Raw genomic sequence first — 17,411 nt, 5'->3', positions numbered from 1 at the left:
TTGATTTTGGTAGCAAATTCATCGCTATTTAAGCGGTCAGTATTAATCGCTGGAAGTGCTAGAGTATCCTCAGACACGGTAATTGCCGTAGATAGATCTTCTTTTGCTTCTCTGATAATTCGTTCGCGGTACTTTTGAAAAGTAGCGATCGCTTCTTGAAATATGTCTTGGAGATTCTTATCTAACTGAATATCTTTAATTGTCTTAGCCAGTCGCTCTTCAAGAAAGTCTTCTTCTTTGGTTATTTTACGTTTAATAACGGTTAAAAATCCCGTATTACTATCTATTAATTCGTTAGTTTCTTCGATTAAATTAGTAAATAAATCCTCAATATTATCGCGAAATATACCAAATAAAAGATTATATTCTTCTAGTCTTTCCTCAATTCTGCGCGAAGTTCGATCAAAAACAACTTTGTCGGACTGCAATTTGGCTTTAATCGCTTCATTCTGCTGTTCTAATTGTTCTAGATAAACTAATAATGAATTTTGTGGTCCTCGTAGCTTAAGCTTAACCTTCTCTCCTTCAGCTAAAAACGCTAGCAAAAAGTTTTTAAGCTCATCCATTCCCTCCCCTGTTTTTGCCGAAATCATAAATACAGGAGGCATTTGGGCCAAAATTTCTTTTAAACCTTCACTAACATATTCACGGATTTGCTTTGCCTCATCGTCTGTAACCAAGTCAGTTTTATTGATCACTACCATAATTTTCCGCGCCCAAGTTTGATCGACCAAGGTTAAGAAATCCTGCTCAGATTTGCTTAAAGGACGTTCAACAGAGGTGACAAACAAAATAATATCCGCTTGCTGAAGGTAATTTTCTGTTAACTCTTGGTGCTGTTCAATAATCGAGTTGGTACCAGGACTATCAATAAAGACCAAACCGCCAAAACCTTCAGGATTATAGGCATGAATCTCTTGAGTTGTGGGCAAAAACCCCACCGTGGCGATTTCTTGATTATTTAGCTGATTAAGCAAACTAGATTTACCCGCATTAAATTCGCCACAGATAAAAATCGAGAAGGGATTAACTAGCTGCTGCTTGAGTACTTCAGTATCGGGGTTGAAGTTAGGAAAAAGTACCTTTGCCTCGACAAATAAACCCTCAACTTGCTCGATGGTCTGCAAGCTACGGTCAAAAAGTTGCTGTTGTTCTCCTGAAAGAGTTAGAGGCATATATTATATTCTCTTCCTTAATCTTCACCTTAATCTTAAATTGTAATCACAGTTTTCAGTTATTAGTACATCAAATAACTAATAACCAAACGCTACTCTAAATTAAAGCAGTTTTTCTGACCATAGTGTTAAGACTTTAAGATTAACTAAGAATGTTGATGGTGAGCATGACTAAAAGAAGCATCTTGTCTTAGACTCAGCTCAATCTTTAGCTATAATGCCGAGCAGATTCAGTTGATTACGCCAACAATTATGACCACAAGTATTAGATTACCCCGTCAATTTCGCCTGACCCTATCTCAAAGCCTGACTTTGATTGGGCTAACGATCACTCTTAGCTTTATTGCGATCGCTTTTCTCGCTCCGACATTACAAAATATTGGCTGGTTACAAGATCCTAACGAAGCCTTAGCTAATCCAATTCACGAAGCACCAGGGGCTGATTATTGGTTTGGCACAACTCGCCAGGGATATGATGTTTTTGCGCGCACTTTGTTTGGGACTCAGGCTGCCTTAAAGGTGGTGGTGTTGGCAACTACCCTGAGCCTGATTATCGGTGTTCCGCTGGGGTTGGTCAGTGGGTATTTAGGTGGCAAGATTGACAAGGTTTTGATCTTCTTCATGGACACCATCTATACCCTACCTGGATTACTGCTGTCGGTCACTCTGGCTTTTGTGGTAGGTCAAGGAGTAATCAATGCAGCGATCGCCCTTAGTATTGCCTATATTCCTCAGTATTACCGCATTGTCCGTAATCATACCACCAGCGTCAAAACCGAATTATTTATTGAAGCAGCTCAGGCAATGGGCGCACCTACCAGCAGAATTTTAACCCGTTATTTATTCTTCAACGTCATTCAGAGTGTTCCTGTCTTGTTTACCCTTAATGCGGCTGATGCCATTCTTATCCTAGGTGGCTTGGGCTTTTTGGGTTTAGGACTCCCTCCTGAAGTCCCAGAATGGGGACACGACCTACGTTTGGCGTTAGATGCCTTACCTCTAGGAATTTGGTGGTCTGCTACCTTTCCTGGCTTGGCTATGACCATCTTAGTTACAGGCTTATCTTTAGTCGGGGAAGGATTAGGAGATATGTTAAATCCTGGCAGAAAAAACAACTAACTCAATGCTAATGACTATATTATCAATTCATCAAAATATAGATTGGCGATCGCATTTTTAACGTGTAGAGAGAGAAAAGCGATCGCTCTTAATCTAGCCATAATGATATTTACAAGAAAGAATAATTATAGTCATTTCAAATAGCAACCAGTGGATCTTATAACGAAGTAACAAGTAACAAGTAACAAGTAACAAGTAAAATTCACCATCATCATTAATACAAAGTAACCATAGGGAAATTAATTAAAATGACTATATTTCTTCATTAGTCACTTTATAAACTAGACGATGCTCGCGATCTATTCTTCTTGACCAATAACCACTAAGATCGTGCTTTAGTGCTTCTGGTTTTCCCAAACCCTGAAAAGGATGGCGATTAATATCTTTGATCGGTTCGATAATTTTGCGATGTATTTTTTTATCTAACTTAACCCAGTCGTTAAAATCTGCAAACGCAGACGATTCAAAGACTATTCTTCTGCTCATTACAAGTCTTCTAAGTCAATTTCAACTAAATTAGTCTTGTTGTCAACATTGGTCTTAGCTTGCATCAATCTTTGTCTGTTTACGTCAGACTGAAGTAGATATTCCGTTTCATTTACTTCATAAATAATAATCTCAATATCTTTATCTTTGTAAGTCTCTTTCAAACCAGCTATGAATTTTTCATCCAATTCATTAGCTTTTAATCTATATGAACTTTGCATTATGGTTAAAATTCAGGTGATTTTACCAACATAATATAACATTTGTCTCAACCTCCGCCTGAAACTGAACTAGCTATTGCGCTACAACCAGCAATTGACATAATACATTCACCACAACATCCAGCAGCAGTACTTTCAACTGATTTATTTTCAACTTCTACAAGTAGTTTTTTGCCTTTTTTTTCTTTCTTTGCAATTTCTTCAAGGTAGGGACTAAGTTCAACCATAAAGGTATTTAGATATAACCGATCTTTATCCCTAGCCAAATTTAGATTGATAAGTATCTATGCAAAATTAATTACATTTTGTAAGACTTGCTCGACATACTGTGTCAAATTTTGACAACTAGAATAAGCTTCGGTTTCAATCCATTCATATTTCATAAATCGCCCTAAAATCTCAATTAAATTTAGTTGTGGAGAGTAAGTGGACAACCAGAATATTTCTAATTTACTTTCTCGCCATTGAGGAATTTTTTCTTGAAAAGCTTTACTAGTATGAAATAGATCTCAGCGCGATAATCTAAGCAATTTGGAGAGTTCAGAACTGTATTTGTAGAGCGATTTTATCTCGTTGATTTAAAAATCCTTCCCAACCAGATTAGGTCGAGAAGGACAATTCAATTTTTCTTGATCTCTAAAATTTAAAGCTAAACCCCTCTCTTAAGAGAAATTTCCACTTGTTTAAATTCTTGATCTAAACGATTTTTTAGTTTTTGGGGCAATGGACGGTTTCCGTAGGAACTATAGTATCCCGCGATCGCATTTAAGGCAGTTTGCATGGTAGTAAAAGATCTCAAACCAGCAGTTTGACTATTACGACGATAGCGAGAGGCATAATCGCTAATTTGCTTACGAGCGAGGCTAACAACCTCTTTTTTGTCGGCAGCATCATCAGGTAACTCAATAGCCGCTCTTAGATTACCTAATATAGCAATAGTGTCTTCACGATAATTTCCTGACAGCCCTGAAGGATTAGAACCGCAGCCCATTAAACTAATAGAAACTACTAGAATTAAAGCTAGTAGACGAGATAAGTATTTTTTGGCAAACATAAATTTTAGAAGTAACGATCCCAGGTTGACCTCATATTATCAAGAAATCGTCCCTGAGATTTAGCAAAGTTTGATTAGCTACCCCTAACCCGTTAGGCTATCCTAAAGACACGCCTTTGGACGGATGCAAAGCAAGTCCTCAAGTATAAGCTTCACATCCCGCTGCGCATAAGGAGGAGCTGAGTCTTATAAGCATAAGCATTCTCATTCACAAAACGCGCTATTTCTAACGAGCAGATAGCTAAAAGCGTCACTCCTTTATTTATATTTAACTATCTGTCTGCTTTTAAATTAACCAAAACGACCACTAACATACTGTTGCGTGGCTTCTTCTTGAGGATTTTGGAAAATTTGTTCTGTTGGAGCAAATTCGGCTAAATAGCCCTGACGGTTTCCCCCAGCTACTTCTGTAACGTTAAAGAAACCAGTGTAGTCTGCTACCCGTGATGCTTGCTGCATATTATGAGTAACGATTACAATCGTATATTTCTCTTTGAGCTGATGAATCAATTCTTCTACTTTCAAGGTGGAAATCGGATCGAGAGCAGAACAGGGTTCATCCATTAAGACGACATCAGGTTGTAGAGCGATGGTTCTGGCAATACAAAGTCTTTGTTGTTGTCCACCACTAAGAGCCAAACCGCTTTGCCTAAGCTTATCTTTTACTTCGTCCCACAGCGCTGCACTACGGAGCGATCGCTCTACTAGCTCATCCATGTCACCCTTGTAACCATTGATGCGCGCGCCAAAAGCAATATTGTCATAAATAGATTTAGGAAAGGGGTTCGGTCTTTGAAAAACCATTCCCACTTTGCGCCGTACTTGAACAGGATCGATGTCTTTGCCGTATAGATCTTGATCGTGATAGGTAATTAGCCCTTCAAGGCGAAAAATAGGAATCAGATCGTTAAGACGATTGTAGCAGCGAAGCAGAGTACTTTTACCGCAACCTGATGGACCAATAAAAGCTGTTACTTTGTTTTTCGGTACATCTAAGTAAATGCCTTTTACGGCTAAAAATTTACCATAATACACATTCACATTTTCTGCTTGTAAAACCGTTTGAGTTTTATTCACAGTTTGTTGATCGTAAATCATAAAACTTTGCTTGCTCTAGAAATTTTAATTTAAAAGCCGATGCCGATCTTTACTCTTTTGCTTGTCTTTATTGTCAATCTTACTGGTTGGGAGTTATGACTATTCTAACTTTTCGTTAAGGAACTGTTAATTGCTGAACCTAATCTCAGGAATGTAGATTGACTTGGAAATTTTTTAGAATAATAAATATATATTACGTTAAATTGGAACAGATAAAATAACCAATTTATCAAGGCTATTTCATTTTGGATTTAACATTAATGCGGGTGGTTTTGGTTAGATTGCGGTGTTAGCTTGAGGATTAATGGAAACAATCTTAGACGCGATCGCTAACACAGTGACTACTGGTTCAATTACTTGCCGATGATGAAGGAAACTGGCTATATAGACAAAAGAAAAAGGTTTCGGGAGTCTTGCCGTGTTTCGACCCCAAAACCTTCCTCTCTTACACTTACTCCTCACACACAATTAATAGTTTACGAGGAATATCTAGCTTGAGACTGACTTATCATGCCACTTCATTGACTGTCATAATATTGCCAAGTAAGTAAATCTAATTTTTTATAGTCAGCTAACCACAGAAGGTTCTTGATCCTTGCTGGCGAAGAAAGCTTTGAGAATACTTTCTGCCATTTGAGGGCTACTTAAGCCCAAACTAGCTTTAGATTCATCAGGGGTAGCATGATCTACCAGAATGTCTGGTACGCCAAAGCGTTTAACTGGCACTAGCACGCCTTGCTCTTGGAAAGCTTCTAAAACAGCCGAACCAAATCCACCCATCAAACAACCCTCTTCAAAGGTTACTACCCTACCAATCTGTTTAGCTAGAGGCACAATTAGATCGGTGTCTAAAGGTTTGACAAAGCGGGCGTTAATCACCGTGGCTTCAATACCATGTTCATTAAGGATCTCGGCTACCTGTAGTGCAGGATAAACCTGAGTCCCATAGCCGACTAGAAGTAGATCATCACCAGTACGTAAGATTTCCCCTTTACCAATTTCTATGGATTCCCAACCCTCGTCCATCAAGGGTACGCCGACACCACTTCCGCGAGGATAGCGCATGGCGATCGCTCCGTCTTGATAATTAACGCCCGTAACTACCATCCGCTGTAGCTCAGCTTCGTCTTTAGGAGCCATAATGACTATATTAGGAATACAGCGCAGGTAAGCAATATCATACATCCCCTGATGAGTAGGGCCATCAGCACCGACAATTCCTGCTCGATCTAAACAGAAAAACACGGGTAACTTTTGAATGCAGATATCATGAATAATCTGATCGTAAGCGCGCTGCAGAAAAGTAGAGTAGATCGCTGCTACAGGCTTCATCCCTTGACTGGCCATTCCCGCTGCTAGAGTAACGGCGTGCTGTTCGGCAATTCCGACATCGATATATTGTTGGGGTAAAGCCTTCTGGAGCTTATCTAAACCTGTTCCTGTTGCCATAGCTGCGGTAATCCCGACAATTTTAGGATCGTTTTGCGCTAGGGCAGTTAAAGTATCAGCAAATACCTTGCAGTATTGGGGTGGTTTGGGCTTGGTGGCTGGAATACCTTTTCCTGTAGCCAAATTGAAGGGGCTTTGAGCATGGTAGCTTACTTGATCTTTTTCGGCGATCGCATAGCCTTTGCCTTTAACCGTCGCCACATGGACTAACACTGGGCCAGGAACTTTATGAGCCTGTTTGAAGGTGGTAATTAATTCTTCTAGATTGTGACCATCAATAGGACCAAAATATTTAAAGCCCAACTCTTCAATAACTGCTCCAACTTTTGGTACGGCCAGGCGTTTCATCCCTTCTTTAACTCTCTCCATTTCTGGGGTTAGAGATTCTCCGAAGAAAGGCAGCTGTTTAAACTGCTCTTCCAAATTATCTGATAAAAACTGAACAGGGGCTGATAAACGGACTTTATTCAGGTAGCGAGAAATTGCCCCGACATTAGGCGAGATGGACATCTCATTATCATTCAACACCACCATTAAATTAGTGTTAGGCATATGTCCTGCGTGGTTAATCGCTTCTAGAGCCATCCCGCCAGTTAGCGCCCCATCACCAATAATTGCCACACATTTGAAATCTTCACCTCTAGCATCTCGTGCCATTGCCATACCCAAGGCTGCTGAAATACTAGTGGAAGCATGTCCTGCACCAAAATGGTCGAATTTACTTTCTCCCAGCTTAAGATAACCAGCTACCCCATCTTTCTGACGCAGAGTATTAAATTTGTTGTACCTGCCTGTCAATAGCTTATGGGGATATGCTTGATGTCCTACATCCCAAACAACCTTATCACGGTCTAAATCTAGAGTTTGATAAAGAGCAATAGTCAATTCCACTACTCCTAAACCTGGTCCTAGATGACCGCCACTAGTGGCAACTGTTTGCAAATGTTTTTCTCTTATTTGCCGGGCGACATCCTCTAGCTGACGGAGAGTTAAACCGTGTAACTGGTTAGGATGGGTAATTTCGCTTAAATGCATACTGCCGTATTCTCTAATAACAGATTATTTATGTTTTTTCTGAGATTAATTATCCTACTTTCTCTGTACCTTAACTAAGAATCAGCTACTTTTTCCTAATTACCAGATTATTTGTTACTTTTTTCGCCAATCCATTTTAGTCTTAAGGTCAAATTCAGTAGGTAATTAATACTTATAGTAGATGAATTTAATAATTATCCTCGATAAATATAAAGCTATATCACAATCCATATCACAATATATTATCCAGTACCGCTAGGCGAAAGTCACCAAGGGTTTTAACTAGGTGTCAGACCTTTAGTCGCTAACCACTCTGGGTTATAAATCCGCGATTGATACCTTGCCCCCCCATCGCAAAGCACTGTCACAATAGTGTGACCAGGGCCCATTTGTTTAGCAAGTGCGATCGCTGCACCAACATTAATACCTACCGAGCCACCCATGAATAAACCTTCTTTATTTAGTAGCTGATAGATGACACGAATACACTCTTGATCGTCTATTTGAATGGCATCATCAATCGGCGCACCTTCCATATTACCCGTAATGCGACTATTGCCAATACCTTCGGTAATGGAATTGCCGACTGGCTTAATTTCTCCTGTCTTAACGTAGCTATACAAACCACTACCCAGAGGATCGGCTACCACACAGCGAACATTTGGGTTTTGTTCTTTGAAGTACATTGAGACTCCTGCATAAGTACCTCCTGTACCTGTAGCTGCTACCCAAGCATCAACTTTTCCTTCGGTTTGTGACCAAATTTCTGCCGCCGTAGTTTCGTAATGTGCCTGGCGGTTGGCTAGATTTTCAAACTGATTTGCCCAAATGGCGTTATCTAATTCTGCTGCTACTCTACCCGATAGTTTGACGTAGTTATTGGGATTGCTATAGGGTACTGCGGGAACTAGACGAACCTCTGCACCCAAAGTTTTTAAAGTATCAATTTTTTCTTGGGACTGAGTTTCGGGGATAATAATCAGGCATTTATAACCTTTGGCATTGCAGATATGAGCCAAGCCAATACCCGTATTACCTGCTGTTCCTTCAACTACTGTTCCACCTGGTTTTAGCAGTCCTTTGCGTTCTGCATCTTCAATGATGTATAAAGCTGCTCGATCTTTAACAGAGCCACCAGGATTGAGAAATTCTGCTTTACCTAAAATTTCACAGCCTGTTTCGTCGCTAAAGCTATTGAGGCGAATTAAAGGGGTATTTCCTACTGTAGCGACAAAACCGTTTTTGATGTCCATACTCATAAAAATTGAATTAATCGACTTGCTAATATTTTAGATTACCTGAATTTTGCTTCTGGTTAAGTGCTGATGTTACGTATTAATTAAGTGCAGAGCAAAAGATAGTAAACGTAACATGTTACGTCTGTACAGTTCGAGAATCTTCAGACAAGGGTTATACTGCAAGCTTTAAGCATTGATTTGAATATTTGCGATTACGATTATTGTAATGTCATCATCCTCTGAATTCTTAAAACCCTGTCAATTACCACCATTGCTTCAGCCTGGAGATTTAGTGATCGCGATCGCTACTTCTGGTGCAGTTAAAAGTACTGATGCCTTAAAACAGGGCATAAATGTTTGGCGCGATCGCGGTTATCGGGTGGAAATGGGCAAGAATTATCAGTCTTGGTGTGGTTATTTGGCAGGAAGCGATCGCCAAAGAAGAGCGGATTTAGCAGCAGCTTGGCATAATCCAGAATGTAAAGCTATTATCGCCATTCGAGGTGGTTATGGTGGGGCGAGGTTACTAGAAGATTGGACTTGGGACGTGACTAACCATAAATGGGTGATTGGATTTTCCGATCTGACTAGCCTATTATGGAGTTTGGCTACTGTCGGTGTATCTGGTCTTCATGCCTCTGTTTTAACTACGTTAGCTGCCGAACCAGAGTGGGCGATCGCCAGAATGTTTAATTACCTGGAAACAGGTCAGCTTGAAGCTTTACAGGGTAGATCTGGAGTTGGGGGAAAGGCATCAGGGATTTTACTCCCAGGAAATTTAACTGTAGCAACTCATCTGTTGAATACAACCATGCAACCCAACTTGACAGGAGCAATTTTGGCTTTAGAAGATGTGACCGAGTATCCCTATCGGATTGATCGCATGTTAACTCAATGGCGCATGATGGGAACTTTAAAGCTGATTAAAGGTATTGCATTAGGTCGTTTTAGCCGTTGTGAACCCTATCCTGGAACGAATAGCTGGACTCTGACTGAAGTGCTACGCGATCGCCTTGAAGATTTAAAAATTCCTCTAATTTACGATCTCCCTTTTGGTCATGATGGAGTTAACGCAGCCTTGCCAGTGGGTCAACCAGTTTGCCTCGATGGCGATACAGGAGTTTTAAGCTGGTCTAATTTTGCTAGAATCTCAAACACAGACCACCCTAATCCAACTTGAAGGAGAATCTAGCTTTGCCTCATTCTATTGTTACCAACATCTGCGAAGGAGTAGCCGATTGCGTTGATGCTTGTCCTGTCGCTTGTATTCACGATGGCCCTGGCAAAAATATTAAAGGCACAGAATGGTACTGGATTGATTTCGCCACCTGCATTGACTGTGGCATCTGTTTACAAGTATGTCCCGTTGAAGGGGCGATTCTTGCCGAAGAAAGACCAGAATTGCAAAAAACTCCGCAGTAAATAGCTATAAACTGCATAAAACTAACTTTATATATTTTGTAGTCATCCAGAGTCTGGATATTTTAGCTAGTTAGGGAAGTATTCAGGCAGTAGTGTAGTAAATAATACCAAAACAATACCTGCACGCTACTGAATAGTTTGACAGTTTGAGCGAAAAAAGCCCTGTTTGACAACAGGGCTGAAAAATAAACTTCAAAATTAAACAATAATTAGAAAAAAGACTTTAACGAACCGTATCAGCTAGTTGATCTACACGAATTGGCTTAATCAAGTACATTTTGATTAGTTCTACACCATTGGAAACATAGTAAGGTAATTTACGCACTAGTTTAAGAGGTGCAGGAGCATTAGAGCTAGCGATCGCCGTGAGTTTTTCGTTATTGGCAACACACTTTTCTAAACGTCGATAAAAATCAGGATGCTCTACATCCAACACTACAGGAAATACCCGACCAGCAGTGGCGTTGGTTTGTTTAATTACGTGCTTGTCGTACTCACGAGCATCTAAGCCTAAAGATGCATAGAAGTGATAGCGCTGTACGTCATTGAGGTACATTGTGGCAAACACCGACAGCAAGAAAAAACGACTCCATAATCTTGCTTTAAGATCATTCAAAAACTGAGGCTGAGACTTCATGATCGCATCGAAAAAGTCACCATGACGATTTTCATCTTGACACCAGTTTTCAAAAAAGCTGAAGATCGGATAAATTTCGTTTTCTGGGTGCTGTTGAAGGTGACGGAAAATGGTAATGTAACGCCAGTAACCAATTTTCTCAGAAAGGTAGGTCGCGTAAAAAATGAACTTGGGCTTGAAGAAAGTATATTTACGGCTTTTGGTCAAAAATCCTAAATCAAGGGAAAGATTGAAGTCAGACAATGCTTTGTTCAAAAAACCTGCATGACGAGCTTCATCTCTTGCCATCAGCGTAAAGATTTCTGCTAAGACCGGGCTTCTATCTTTTAAACGTCTGCCCAATTCCTTATAGAGCAAAAATCCTGAAAATTCAGCAGTACAGGAACGCTCTAAAAATTCGATAAATACTTTACGAGTTTCGCCACTAATGTTATCCCAAGACTTTTGGAACTGCTCATCTCTGACAAAATGATGGCGGTTATAGTCAACGCGAAACTCTTCTAAAATTGCTTGTAGTTCGTCTTCGTTGAGAGAGATGTCCATGTTGGCCATCTCTTCAAAATCGGTTGTATAAAAGCGAGGGGTGAGAATAGTTTCTTCCGCAGGAGATTTAACTCCAGGGCGTACTTCCTCAAACTGCTGTTTTTTAAGGCTGTCTACCATTGTTAATAATTAACTTTTTGCTATTAAAGTAATCTGTGACCCTAATTGCCATCATCAGAGGTTACTAGGTAATTATTCTCTAATAGTTGGAAAGTCTTTCAACATTTTGTTAACGAATGTTTACTACTACTTTCTTTATACCGCTATAACGCCTGACCGATTTTAGGCTCATTACCAGCGATTAAACGCTGAATATTACTTTTGTGACGCACAATCACATAAACTCCGGCGATCGCTGCAAAAACAGAAAAAGCAGTAGGCTGATTTAACCATAACATCAAAATATTAACGGCGATCGCACCACCAATAGAACTAAGAGAAACAATGCGAGAAATGCCTAGAATTACGCCAAAACTAGCTAAAGTTCCCAACGCCACCAGAGGATTCATTACCAGCAATACCCCTAGGGTTGTCGCCACGGATTTTCCCCCCGTAAAGTTGAGCCAAATAGACTTGCTATGTCCAATAATTGCCCCTAATGCTGCTCCCGTGATTATCCAAGAGTGCCAGCTAGCAGGAAGCAAATCGGGTAAATAAGCGTAAGCCAAATTAGTTAAAGCTAGTGCTAGAGAGCCTTTAAGCAGATCAACTGCCAAGACAATGCTCGCAGCAGGTTTGCCCAGAGTACGCAACACATTAGTTGCCCCTGTAGACCCTGAACCATGTTCACGAATATCAATTCCTTGAGCATAGCGACCTATCATATATCCTGTGGGAATTGATCCCAATAGATAAGCGAGCAAAATCAGCAGGGTGCTAATGGCAAGACTAGAAATCATAATTTATTTTATTATTTGCTAGCAGGTTAAATATTGAATATTTAGCACCAGTTTAACGGCTTTTCGCCCTAAACAAAATATCGGCAATAATCAATACTTCTTAATTAATGTTTAATGTAATAATTCTCTTAATGTTATCTTAATATTTAAGATGGGAGTGGCGATCGCATTTAGCTAAAAGCATTTAAAAGCATTGCTGATCGGGTTTTGGGTCGTTTTGTGAACTGTCATCAATACGCCTATCTCAAGAAAGAGTCAAGATACATCGAATATTGATGCCAATTGAGTTGCACAATTTTATCAAAAACAGGACATTCCCTCCAAATATCTAGCATAATAAATCTGGCAAGATTTTCATTGCAAGCAGTTCATTTAAGTACGTAAAGTAATTGATAAAGGTTAAAAGAATGGAACAAATGGGGACTCATCTGGTCATAGACGCTTGGCAAGCACCGGCTGAATTACTCAACGATCCCGAAGCGATACGTGAAGCATTGATTGAAGCGATTACTATGGGGAAAGCAACTTTGATTGACATGTGCGTTCATCAATTCAGTCCTCATGGTGTTACCGCCACGGCTACTTTGGCAGAGTCCCATATTGCAATCCATACCTGGCCAGAGCATGGTTATTTTGCTGCAGACTTATTCTTTTGTGGCGCAGGTCAGCCAGAAATAGCAGCGAAGGTTTTACAAAGCGCGTTGAAAGCAAGACAAATTAAAGTCCAAGAACTTCAACGCGGTTTCATTCCAGCATCACTCAAGACAATTTCAGCTAGGGGAGGCTAGTTCTTATGATCACCATGTCAGACAATTTAAAATACAAATCAAAATTGAGATGAGGAAATATAAAATTATCCTCTAATTAGTTGAGCTAGATGTGGTTAAGCAGGGATAATGGGTTTTTGAAGTTATCAAACTAGCCCTCCACAATATTTATCTAGCTCAATATGGCTAATATTTCTGCCGATTTTGTGATCAAGCTAGCTCTTATCCTTGTATTAAGTGTGCTACCGTCCTTAGTCTATTTGATCATCTTTCAAAAAGCTAAGAAACGGTGGCAAGCAAGGTTAAGACGCGCTCAAAACTTAAACGTTTATCACTATAGCTATCGAGATCGACGAAATTTCGATTCTTATAGCTACAGTAGTGATTCGTATTCTTTGCCAGATCGCCGTAGACCAGTAACCAAATATTTCATTGGCGACACTACCTGTATTAATAATGCTCATTCACCCTATATCCGCTGTGCTATCAATCCCGAAGGACCTTGTGATGAATGCGTACATTATGAAAAGCATCAAAACTGTGAATAAGAGAGAAAATTGCTGGTTAATTGTTTGACCGTAACATCAAACTAATTTAAATGCTGTTTTAGCGATTACTCATCTCAACAAGCTCAATGTCTGACTTCCTCGATCTCCAGCTTCTCATTAACGGCATCGCCATCGGTAGTATTCTTGCCTTAGCTGCTATTGGTTTAACTCTCACCTACGGTATTCTCAAGCTTTCTAATTTCGCTCACGGTGACTTTATGACCTTGGGAGCTTATCTAACTTGGTTGGTCAATGATACCGAGGTGAATATTTGGCTATCTATGTTTATTGGTGCAGCAGGAACAATTGTTGCCATGTTAATTGCCGAATATTTGCTCTGGAAACCCATGCGCGATCGCCGTGCAAGCGATACTACTCTAATTATTATTTCTATTGGACTAGCTTTATTTTTGCGCAACGGAATTTTGCTATTTTACGGCGGTAGTAATCAGCAATATTTATTACCTGTAGTCCGTGCTTTGGAATTTGGGGATCTCCGAATTGCCTACTATCGAGTGATTGTCGTGGGATTAGCGATCGCCGCCATCGTTGTTCTTCATCTAATTTTGCAAAATACTAAGATTGGCAAAGCGATGCGCGCCGTAGCCGACAATATTGAACTGGCGAGAGTTTCAGGAATCGATGTCGATCGCATTGTTTTATGGACTTGGATAATTACAGGAACATTAACCGCCTTTGCTGGAGGCATGTATGGTTTAATTGCGGTAGTACGCCCTAATATGGGCTGGTTTCTGATTTTACCTATGTTTGCTGCGGTAATTTTAGGGGGAATTGGGAATGTCTATGGTGCGATCGCTGGAGCATTTATTATCGGTATTGCCCAAGAGTTAAGCGTTCCGTTGTTGGGTTCGGAATATAAGCTAGGAGTCGCCTTGGCAATTATGATCGTCATTCTTCTAGTCCGTCCTCAAGGACTTTTTAAAAGATAAACGAGCAAAGCCCAATAATTTAAGCTATTTCCAAGCTGGCTAATGGCTCAGGAATACTTTCAGAAGGCGCTTCAAACTCTCCTGACAAAACGTATTCTAATCTTAACTTCAACCAAGTAGCCAACTGCTTATTAGTGGTCACAACTGCTGCGGAAGGTTGAGGAATTTTCGGTTTTAGATCTGCCATTTCAGGTGCTTCAAGAAAAGCTGGCTGCTTAATAAACCAGAAATCAATCTCCTGGTTTCTCTCTTTATAGTTACGAATTCTTTCTTCTATTACCTCTTCAAAAGGTTCTTCTTCCAATAAAAACTTTTGGCTAGCAGCAACGTAATAGTATGTCGTCATGGTCGATTTCGGATATGATTCATGCAAGAGGTCTAGATTATTTTTATTCTTTCACAATCAGGATATAAGACGCTAGCAAAACATTTCGATAAATTAAGCTAGATGGTCTATTGAACAGGGCTTGTATTTAGAGAGCGAGGCTGTAGGCGATCGCCTACTATACTAAATCCCCTTGGCGAAGGTAATGTTTAATTTCTGCGTAAAAATTTGATGATGAAACGGATTTAGTATTATTTACGTTGGCTATCTGAAATTCAATTCTCTCAATCTTGCTTGATGAAAGAGTTTACGCCACAATAAACTCAAATATAAAGTTAAATTAATGAAGCTAAATACAAATATCGATTATCAGGCGATCGCCGAAAAACTACAGGGAATTGAGACAACCAGCGATCGCGAGGGATTAACTAAATTATCTTTAGACTATTATCACTTCAGCCCAATTCTTCAAGAGCAATTAGCAGATAAACGCGGAGATCTAGTCGTATTTCCGACTACAGAAGATGAAGTACTACAAATTGCCCAAGTATGTGTGCAAAACAGGATTCCTTTAACGGTCAGAGGTGCGGGAACAGGAAATTATGGTCAATGTATTCCCTTGCAGGGAGGAATAATTCTTGATACTACCAAAATGAATCAGATTATGAGCCTCAAGCCAGGTATCGCCTGTGTGCAGCCAGGAGTTAAAATGGCAGCTTTTGATAAACAAGCTCGAAAAATTGGCTGGGAGTTGCGGATGGCTCCTTCTACCTATCGTAGCGCTAGCATTGGTGGCTTTATTGGGGGTGGCAGCGTGGGGATGGGTTCGATCAATTATGGACAAATTAGCGATCACGGCAATCTCCAGCGGGTACGCTTGGTAACTATGGAAGAGCAACCTAGAGTGATTGAATTACAAGGAGATGAAGTGCAAAATGTACTTCATGCTTATGGTACAACAGGCATTATTACAGAATTAGCAATTCCTCTTGCACCTGCTTATCCTTGGCAAGAGGCGATCGTAATTTTCGCTGATTTTATGACTGCTGCCAAGTTTGGACAGGCTCTTAGTGACAGCAACGGTATTGTTAAAAAGCTGGTAAGTATTCATGCCGATCCTATTCCACGCTACTTTACGGCACTGCAAAGCTATATACCAGAAGGAAAGCATGGCGCTCTATTAATGATTTCAGCATATGATTTTGCTGCCTTTGAGGATTTAGTCAAAGAGTACCAGGGAGAAATAACCTATAGTCAGCCAGGTTCAGCTATCAAAGGGAATAGCCTTCTAGAATTCACCTGGAATCATACAACTCTTCATGCTCGTAGCTGCGATCGCAATTTAACCTATCTACAAACTTTTTATTTCACCCTGGAAAGGCTAGAAAAACTGTATCAGCAATATCAACAAGAGGAAGGTGGAGATGAAATTATGATTCACCTAGAATTTTTGCGTGCAGGAGATAAAGCTATACCTGCGGGATTACAATTAATCCGCTACAGTACTGAAGCAAGACTGAAGGAAATTATTGCTGAACATGAATCTCAAGGTGCATTTATTGCTAACCCTCATGTTTATACTATTGAAGACGGTGGGAACAAACAAATCGATCCGCAAAAAGTAGCTTTTAAGCAACAGGTAGATCCAAACGGCTTATTAAATCCTGGTAAGATGCGAGGCTATTATTCAACAATGAACAATGAGCAGTGAACAGTGAGCAGTGAACAGTGAGCAGTGAGCAGTGAGCAGTGAACAGTGAGCAGTGAACAGTGAGCAGTGAACAGTGAGCAGTGAACAGTGAGCAGTGAGCAGTGAACAGTGAGCAGTGAGCAGTGAACAGTGAGCAGTGAACAGTGAGCAGTGAACAGTGAACAATGAACAGTTACCTCTTCTAAGGAAAGAATTTCTGTTTATTTCTTTGTGAACGAGGAGGTTTTAAAGCTGCGGTGGCTTTATAGTATTTTTTGAGTAGATGAAATACCTTTATATCTGTAGGATAGGGTTTGCTTTAATAATTGTGCTGAATCGACAGAAAAACCAACTTAAGGGGAGAAGAAAATGGTTGAATGGCAAGTAAGAGGAGTTCGTGGAGCAACAACTGTAACTGAAAATACAGAGGCTGCTATGAGTGATGCAGTCCATGAGTTAATCGCTGAACTTGAAGCTCATAACTTGTTTCGACCAGAAGATATAGTTTGCGCTTTTTTTACTGTCACAGACGATCTTGATGCCATCTTCCCTGCTGCTGCTGCTAGAAAACGTCCTGGTTGGGATCATGTGCCACTAATCGATGTGCAACAAATGAATGTTAAAGGGAGTCTTAAACGCTGCATTAGAATCCTCATTCAGATCAATACTTCTGTTGACCAATCAGCAATTGTCCATCGTTATCTCCGCCAAGCACAAATTTTACGTCCAGATTTAGATGTTCAAATGAGTTGATC

Annotated in this window: 19 protein-coding genes and 1 pseudogene; 8 read left to right on the top strand and 12 right to left on the bottom strand. The window is 40.1% G+C overall.

The window, feature by feature from the left end:
* Positions 1 to 1,175: dynamin family protein (locus C7B62_RS04510; RefSeq protein WP_106233425.1), on the bottom strand; the 1,175-nt coding region annotated here is incomplete at its 3' end.
* A 249-nt stretch (positions 1,176 to 1,424) separates the two neighbouring features.
* Here C7B62_RS04510 and C7B62_RS04505 point away from each other — a divergent pair.
* Positions 1,425 to 2,294 (top strand): ABC transporter permease, encoded by an 870-nt coding sequence (locus C7B62_RS04505; protein ID WP_199194063.1) that lies wholly within the window; start codon positions 1,425 to 1,427, stop codon positions 2,292 to 2,294.
* A 252-nt stretch (positions 2,295 to 2,546) separates the two neighbouring features.
* Here the strand turns inward: C7B62_RS04505 and C7B62_RS04500 are convergent, their stop codons facing one another.
* The 8 genes and pseudogenes from C7B62_RS04500 to C7B62_RS04465 form a co-directional block, all read right to left on the bottom strand.
* The gene (locus C7B62_RS04500; protein ID WP_106233423.1) at positions 2,547 to 2,780 is read right to left on the bottom strand and encodes a Txe/YoeB family addiction module toxin; all 234 of its coding nucleotides are present in this window, start codon (positions 2,778 to 2,780) and stop codon (positions 2,547 to 2,549) included.
* Positions 2,780 to 3,001 carry a hypothetical protein gene (locus C7B62_RS04495; RefSeq protein ID WP_106233422.1) on the bottom strand — a complete coding sequence of 74 codons (222 nt, stop codon included), beginning with the start codon at positions 2,999 to 3,001 and terminating at the stop codon, positions 2,780 to 2,782. The genes C7B62_RS04500 and C7B62_RS04495 overlap by 1 nt, the downstream gene beginning before the upstream one ends.
* Before the next feature lie 47 nt (positions 3,002 to 3,048).
* Positions 3,049 to 3,228 (bottom strand): hypothetical protein, encoded by a 180-nt coding sequence (locus tag C7B62_RS04490; protein WP_106233421.1) that lies wholly within the window; start codon positions 3,226 to 3,228, stop codon positions 3,049 to 3,051.
* A 57-nt stretch (positions 3,229 to 3,285) separates the two neighbouring features.
* Positions 3,286 to 3,501, bottom strand: a pseudogene (locus C7B62_RS27060) (transposase); the annotation flags it as partial.
* A 149-nt stretch (positions 3,502 to 3,650) separates the two neighbouring features.
* Entirely contained in the window at positions 3,651 to 4,055 is a 405-nt protein-coding gene (gene psb27 / locus C7B62_RS04480; protein WP_106233419.1) for a photosystem II protein Psb27, read from the bottom strand.
* Positions 4,056 to 4,346: 291 nt separating this feature from the next.
* Positions 4,347 to 5,153 carry a phosphate ABC transporter ATP-binding protein PstB gene (pstB, locus tag C7B62_RS04475; RefSeq protein ID WP_106233418.1) on the bottom strand — a complete coding sequence of 269 codons (807 nt, stop codon included), beginning with the start codon at positions 5,151 to 5,153 and terminating at the stop codon, positions 4,347 to 4,349.
* A gap of 567 nt (positions 5,154 to 5,720) precedes the next feature.
* Positions 5,721 to 7,637, bottom strand: a complete 1,917-nt coding sequence (gene dxs, locus C7B62_RS04470; protein WP_106233417.1) for a 1-deoxy-D-xylulose-5-phosphate synthase — start codon at positions 7,635 to 7,637, stop codon at positions 5,721 to 5,723.
* A gap of 278 nt (positions 7,638 to 7,915) precedes the next feature.
* A complete protein-coding gene (locus C7B62_RS04465; protein ID WP_106233416.1) occupies positions 7,916 to 8,890 on the bottom strand; it encodes a cysteine synthase A in 975 nt (324 codons plus the stop codon).
* A gap of 211 nt (positions 8,891 to 9,101) precedes the next feature.
* On the opposite strand from C7B62_RS04465, the gene C7B62_RS04460 reads away from it, so the two are divergent.
* Complete coding sequence (locus tag C7B62_RS04460; RefSeq protein WP_106233415.1) at positions 9,102 to 10,055, top strand: LD-carboxypeptidase; 954 nt, start codon at positions 9,102 to 9,104, stop codon at positions 10,053 to 10,055.
* 14 nt (positions 10,056 to 10,069) lie between these two features.
* Positions 10,070 to 10,297 carry a ferredoxin family protein gene (locus C7B62_RS04455; RefSeq protein WP_106233428.1) on the top strand — a complete coding sequence of 76 codons (228 nt, stop codon included), beginning with the start codon at positions 10,070 to 10,072 and terminating at the stop codon, positions 10,295 to 10,297.
* Between the two features lie 223 nt (positions 10,298 to 10,520).
* On the opposite strand, the gene acsF is transcribed toward C7B62_RS04455, so the two are convergent.
* Together acsF and plsY are read right to left on the bottom strand one after the other, a co-directional pair.
* Entirely contained in the window at positions 10,521 to 11,597 is a 1,077-nt protein-coding gene (gene acsF, locus C7B62_RS04450) for a magnesium-protoporphyrin IX monomethyl ester (oxidative) cyclase (RefSeq protein WP_106233414.1), read from the bottom strand.
* A 143-nt stretch (positions 11,598 to 11,740) separates the two neighbouring features.
* Positions 11,741 to 12,376, bottom strand: a complete 636-nt coding sequence (gene plsY / locus C7B62_RS04445; RefSeq protein WP_106233413.1) for a glycerol-3-phosphate 1-O-acyltransferase PlsY — start codon at positions 12,374 to 12,376, stop codon at positions 11,741 to 11,743.
* Between the two features lie 407 nt (positions 12,377 to 12,783).
* Here plsY and speD point away from each other — a divergent pair, with 407 nt between their 5' ends.
* From speD to C7B62_RS04430, 3 genes are all read left to right on the top strand, one after another.
* Positions 12,784 to 13,164 carry an adenosylmethionine decarboxylase gene (gene speD, locus C7B62_RS04440; RefSeq protein WP_106233412.1) on the top strand — a complete coding sequence of 127 codons (381 nt, stop codon included), beginning with the start codon at positions 12,784 to 12,786 and terminating at the stop codon, positions 13,162 to 13,164.
* Between the two features lie 161 nt (positions 13,165 to 13,325).
* Positions 13,326 to 13,691, top strand: coding sequence for a DUF6464 family protein (locus C7B62_RS04435; RefSeq protein WP_106233411.1), 366 nt, complete (start codon positions 13,326 to 13,328; stop codon positions 13,689 to 13,691).
* Positions 13,692 to 13,777: 86 nt separating this feature from the next.
* A complete protein-coding gene (locus C7B62_RS04430; protein WP_106233410.1) occupies positions 13,778 to 14,641 on the top strand; it encodes a branched-chain amino acid ABC transporter permease in 864 nt (287 codons plus the stop codon).
* 19 nt (positions 14,642 to 14,660) lie between these two features.
* Here C7B62_RS04430 and C7B62_RS04425 read toward each other — a convergent pair whose 3' ends face one another.
* On the bottom strand, positions 14,661 to 14,987 hold the full coding sequence (locus C7B62_RS04425) for an MgPME-cyclase complex family protein (protein WP_106233409.1): 327 nt from the start codon (positions 14,985 to 14,987) through the stop codon (positions 14,661 to 14,663).
* 322 nt (positions 14,988 to 15,309) lie between these two features.
* Here C7B62_RS04425 and C7B62_RS04420 point away from each other — a divergent pair, with 322 nt between their 5' ends.
* Both C7B62_RS04420 and aroH read left to right on the top strand, forming a co-directional pair.
* Complete coding sequence (locus C7B62_RS04420) at positions 15,310 to 16,677, top strand: FAD-binding oxidoreductase (protein WP_106233408.1); 1,368 nt, start codon at positions 15,310 to 15,312, stop codon at positions 16,675 to 16,677.
* A 348-nt stretch (positions 16,678 to 17,025) separates the two neighbouring features.
* On the top strand, positions 17,026 to 17,409 hold the full coding sequence (aroH, locus tag C7B62_RS04410) for a chorismate mutase (protein WP_106233406.1): 384 nt from the start codon (positions 17,026 to 17,028) through the stop codon (positions 17,407 to 17,409).
* The last annotated feature ends 2 nt before the right edge of the window (positions 17,410 to 17,411 follow it).

It is taken from the genome of Pleurocapsa sp. CCALA 161 (genome assembly GCF_003003995.1).
Taxonomy (GTDB): Bacteria; Cyanobacteriota; Cyanobacteriia; order Cyanobacteriales; family Xenococcaceae; genus Waterburya.
Note: the sequence above shows the minus strand (reverse complement) of the source record. Positions and strands in the feature narration are given on the sequence as shown.

Bases quoted from the DNA above. Each gene is read 5' to 3' on its own strand.
- C7B62_RS04500 (WP_106233423.1), bottom strand. From the start codon at position 2,780: ATGAGCAGAAGAATAGTCTTTGAATCGTCTGCGTTTGCAGATTTTAAC.
- C7B62_RS04495 (WP_106233422.1), bottom strand. From the start codon at position 3,001: ATGCAAAGTTCATATAGATTAAAAGCTAATGAATTGGATGAAAAATTC.
- C7B62_RS04490 (WP_106233421.1), bottom strand. From the start codon at position 3,228: ATGGTTGAACTTAGTCCCTACCTTGAAGAAATTGCAAAGAAAGAAAAA.
- psb27 (WP_106233419.1), bottom strand. From the start codon at position 4,055: ATGTTTGCCAAAAAATACTTATCTCGTCTACTAGCTTTAATTCTAGTA.
- pstB (WP_106233418.1), bottom strand. From the start codon at position 5,153: ATGATTTACGATCAACAAACTGTGAATAAAACTCAAACGGTTTTACAA.
- dxs (WP_106233417.1), bottom strand. From the start codon at position 7,637: ATGCATTTAAGCGAAATTACCCATCCTAACCAGTTACACGGTTTAACT.
- C7B62_RS04465 (WP_106233416.1), bottom strand. From the start codon at position 8,890: ATGGACATCAAAAACGGTTTTGTCGCTACAGTAGGAAATACCCCTTTA.
- C7B62_RS04460 (WP_106233415.1), top strand. From the start codon at position 9,102: ATGTCATCATCCTCTGAATTCTTAAAACCCTGTCAATTACCACCATTG.
- acsF (WP_106233414.1), bottom strand. From the start codon at position 11,597: ATGGTAGACAGCCTTAAAAAACAGCAGTTTGAGGAAGTACGCCCTGGA.
- plsY (WP_106233413.1), bottom strand. From the start codon at position 12,376: ATGATTTCTAGTCTTGCCATTAGCACCCTGCTGATTTTGCTCGCTTAT.
- speD (WP_106233412.1), top strand. From the start codon at position 12,784: ATGGAACAAATGGGGACTCATCTGGTCATAGACGCTTGGCAAGCACCG.
- C7B62_RS04435 (WP_106233411.1), top strand. From the start codon at position 13,326: ATGGCTAATATTTCTGCCGATTTTGTGATCAAGCTAGCTCTTATCCTT.
- C7B62_RS04430 (WP_106233410.1), top strand. From the start codon at position 13,778: ATGTCTGACTTCCTCGATCTCCAGCTTCTCATTAACGGCATCGCCATC.
- C7B62_RS04425 (WP_106233409.1), bottom strand. From the start codon at position 14,987: ATGACGACATACTATTACGTTGCTGCTAGCCAAAAGTTTTTATTGGAA.
- C7B62_RS04420 (WP_106233408.1), top strand. From the start codon at position 15,310: ATGAAGCTAAATACAAATATCGATTATCAGGCGATCGCCGAAAAACTA.
- aroH (WP_106233406.1), top strand. From the start codon at position 17,026: ATGGTTGAATGGCAAGTAAGAGGAGTTCGTGGAGCAACAACTGTAACT.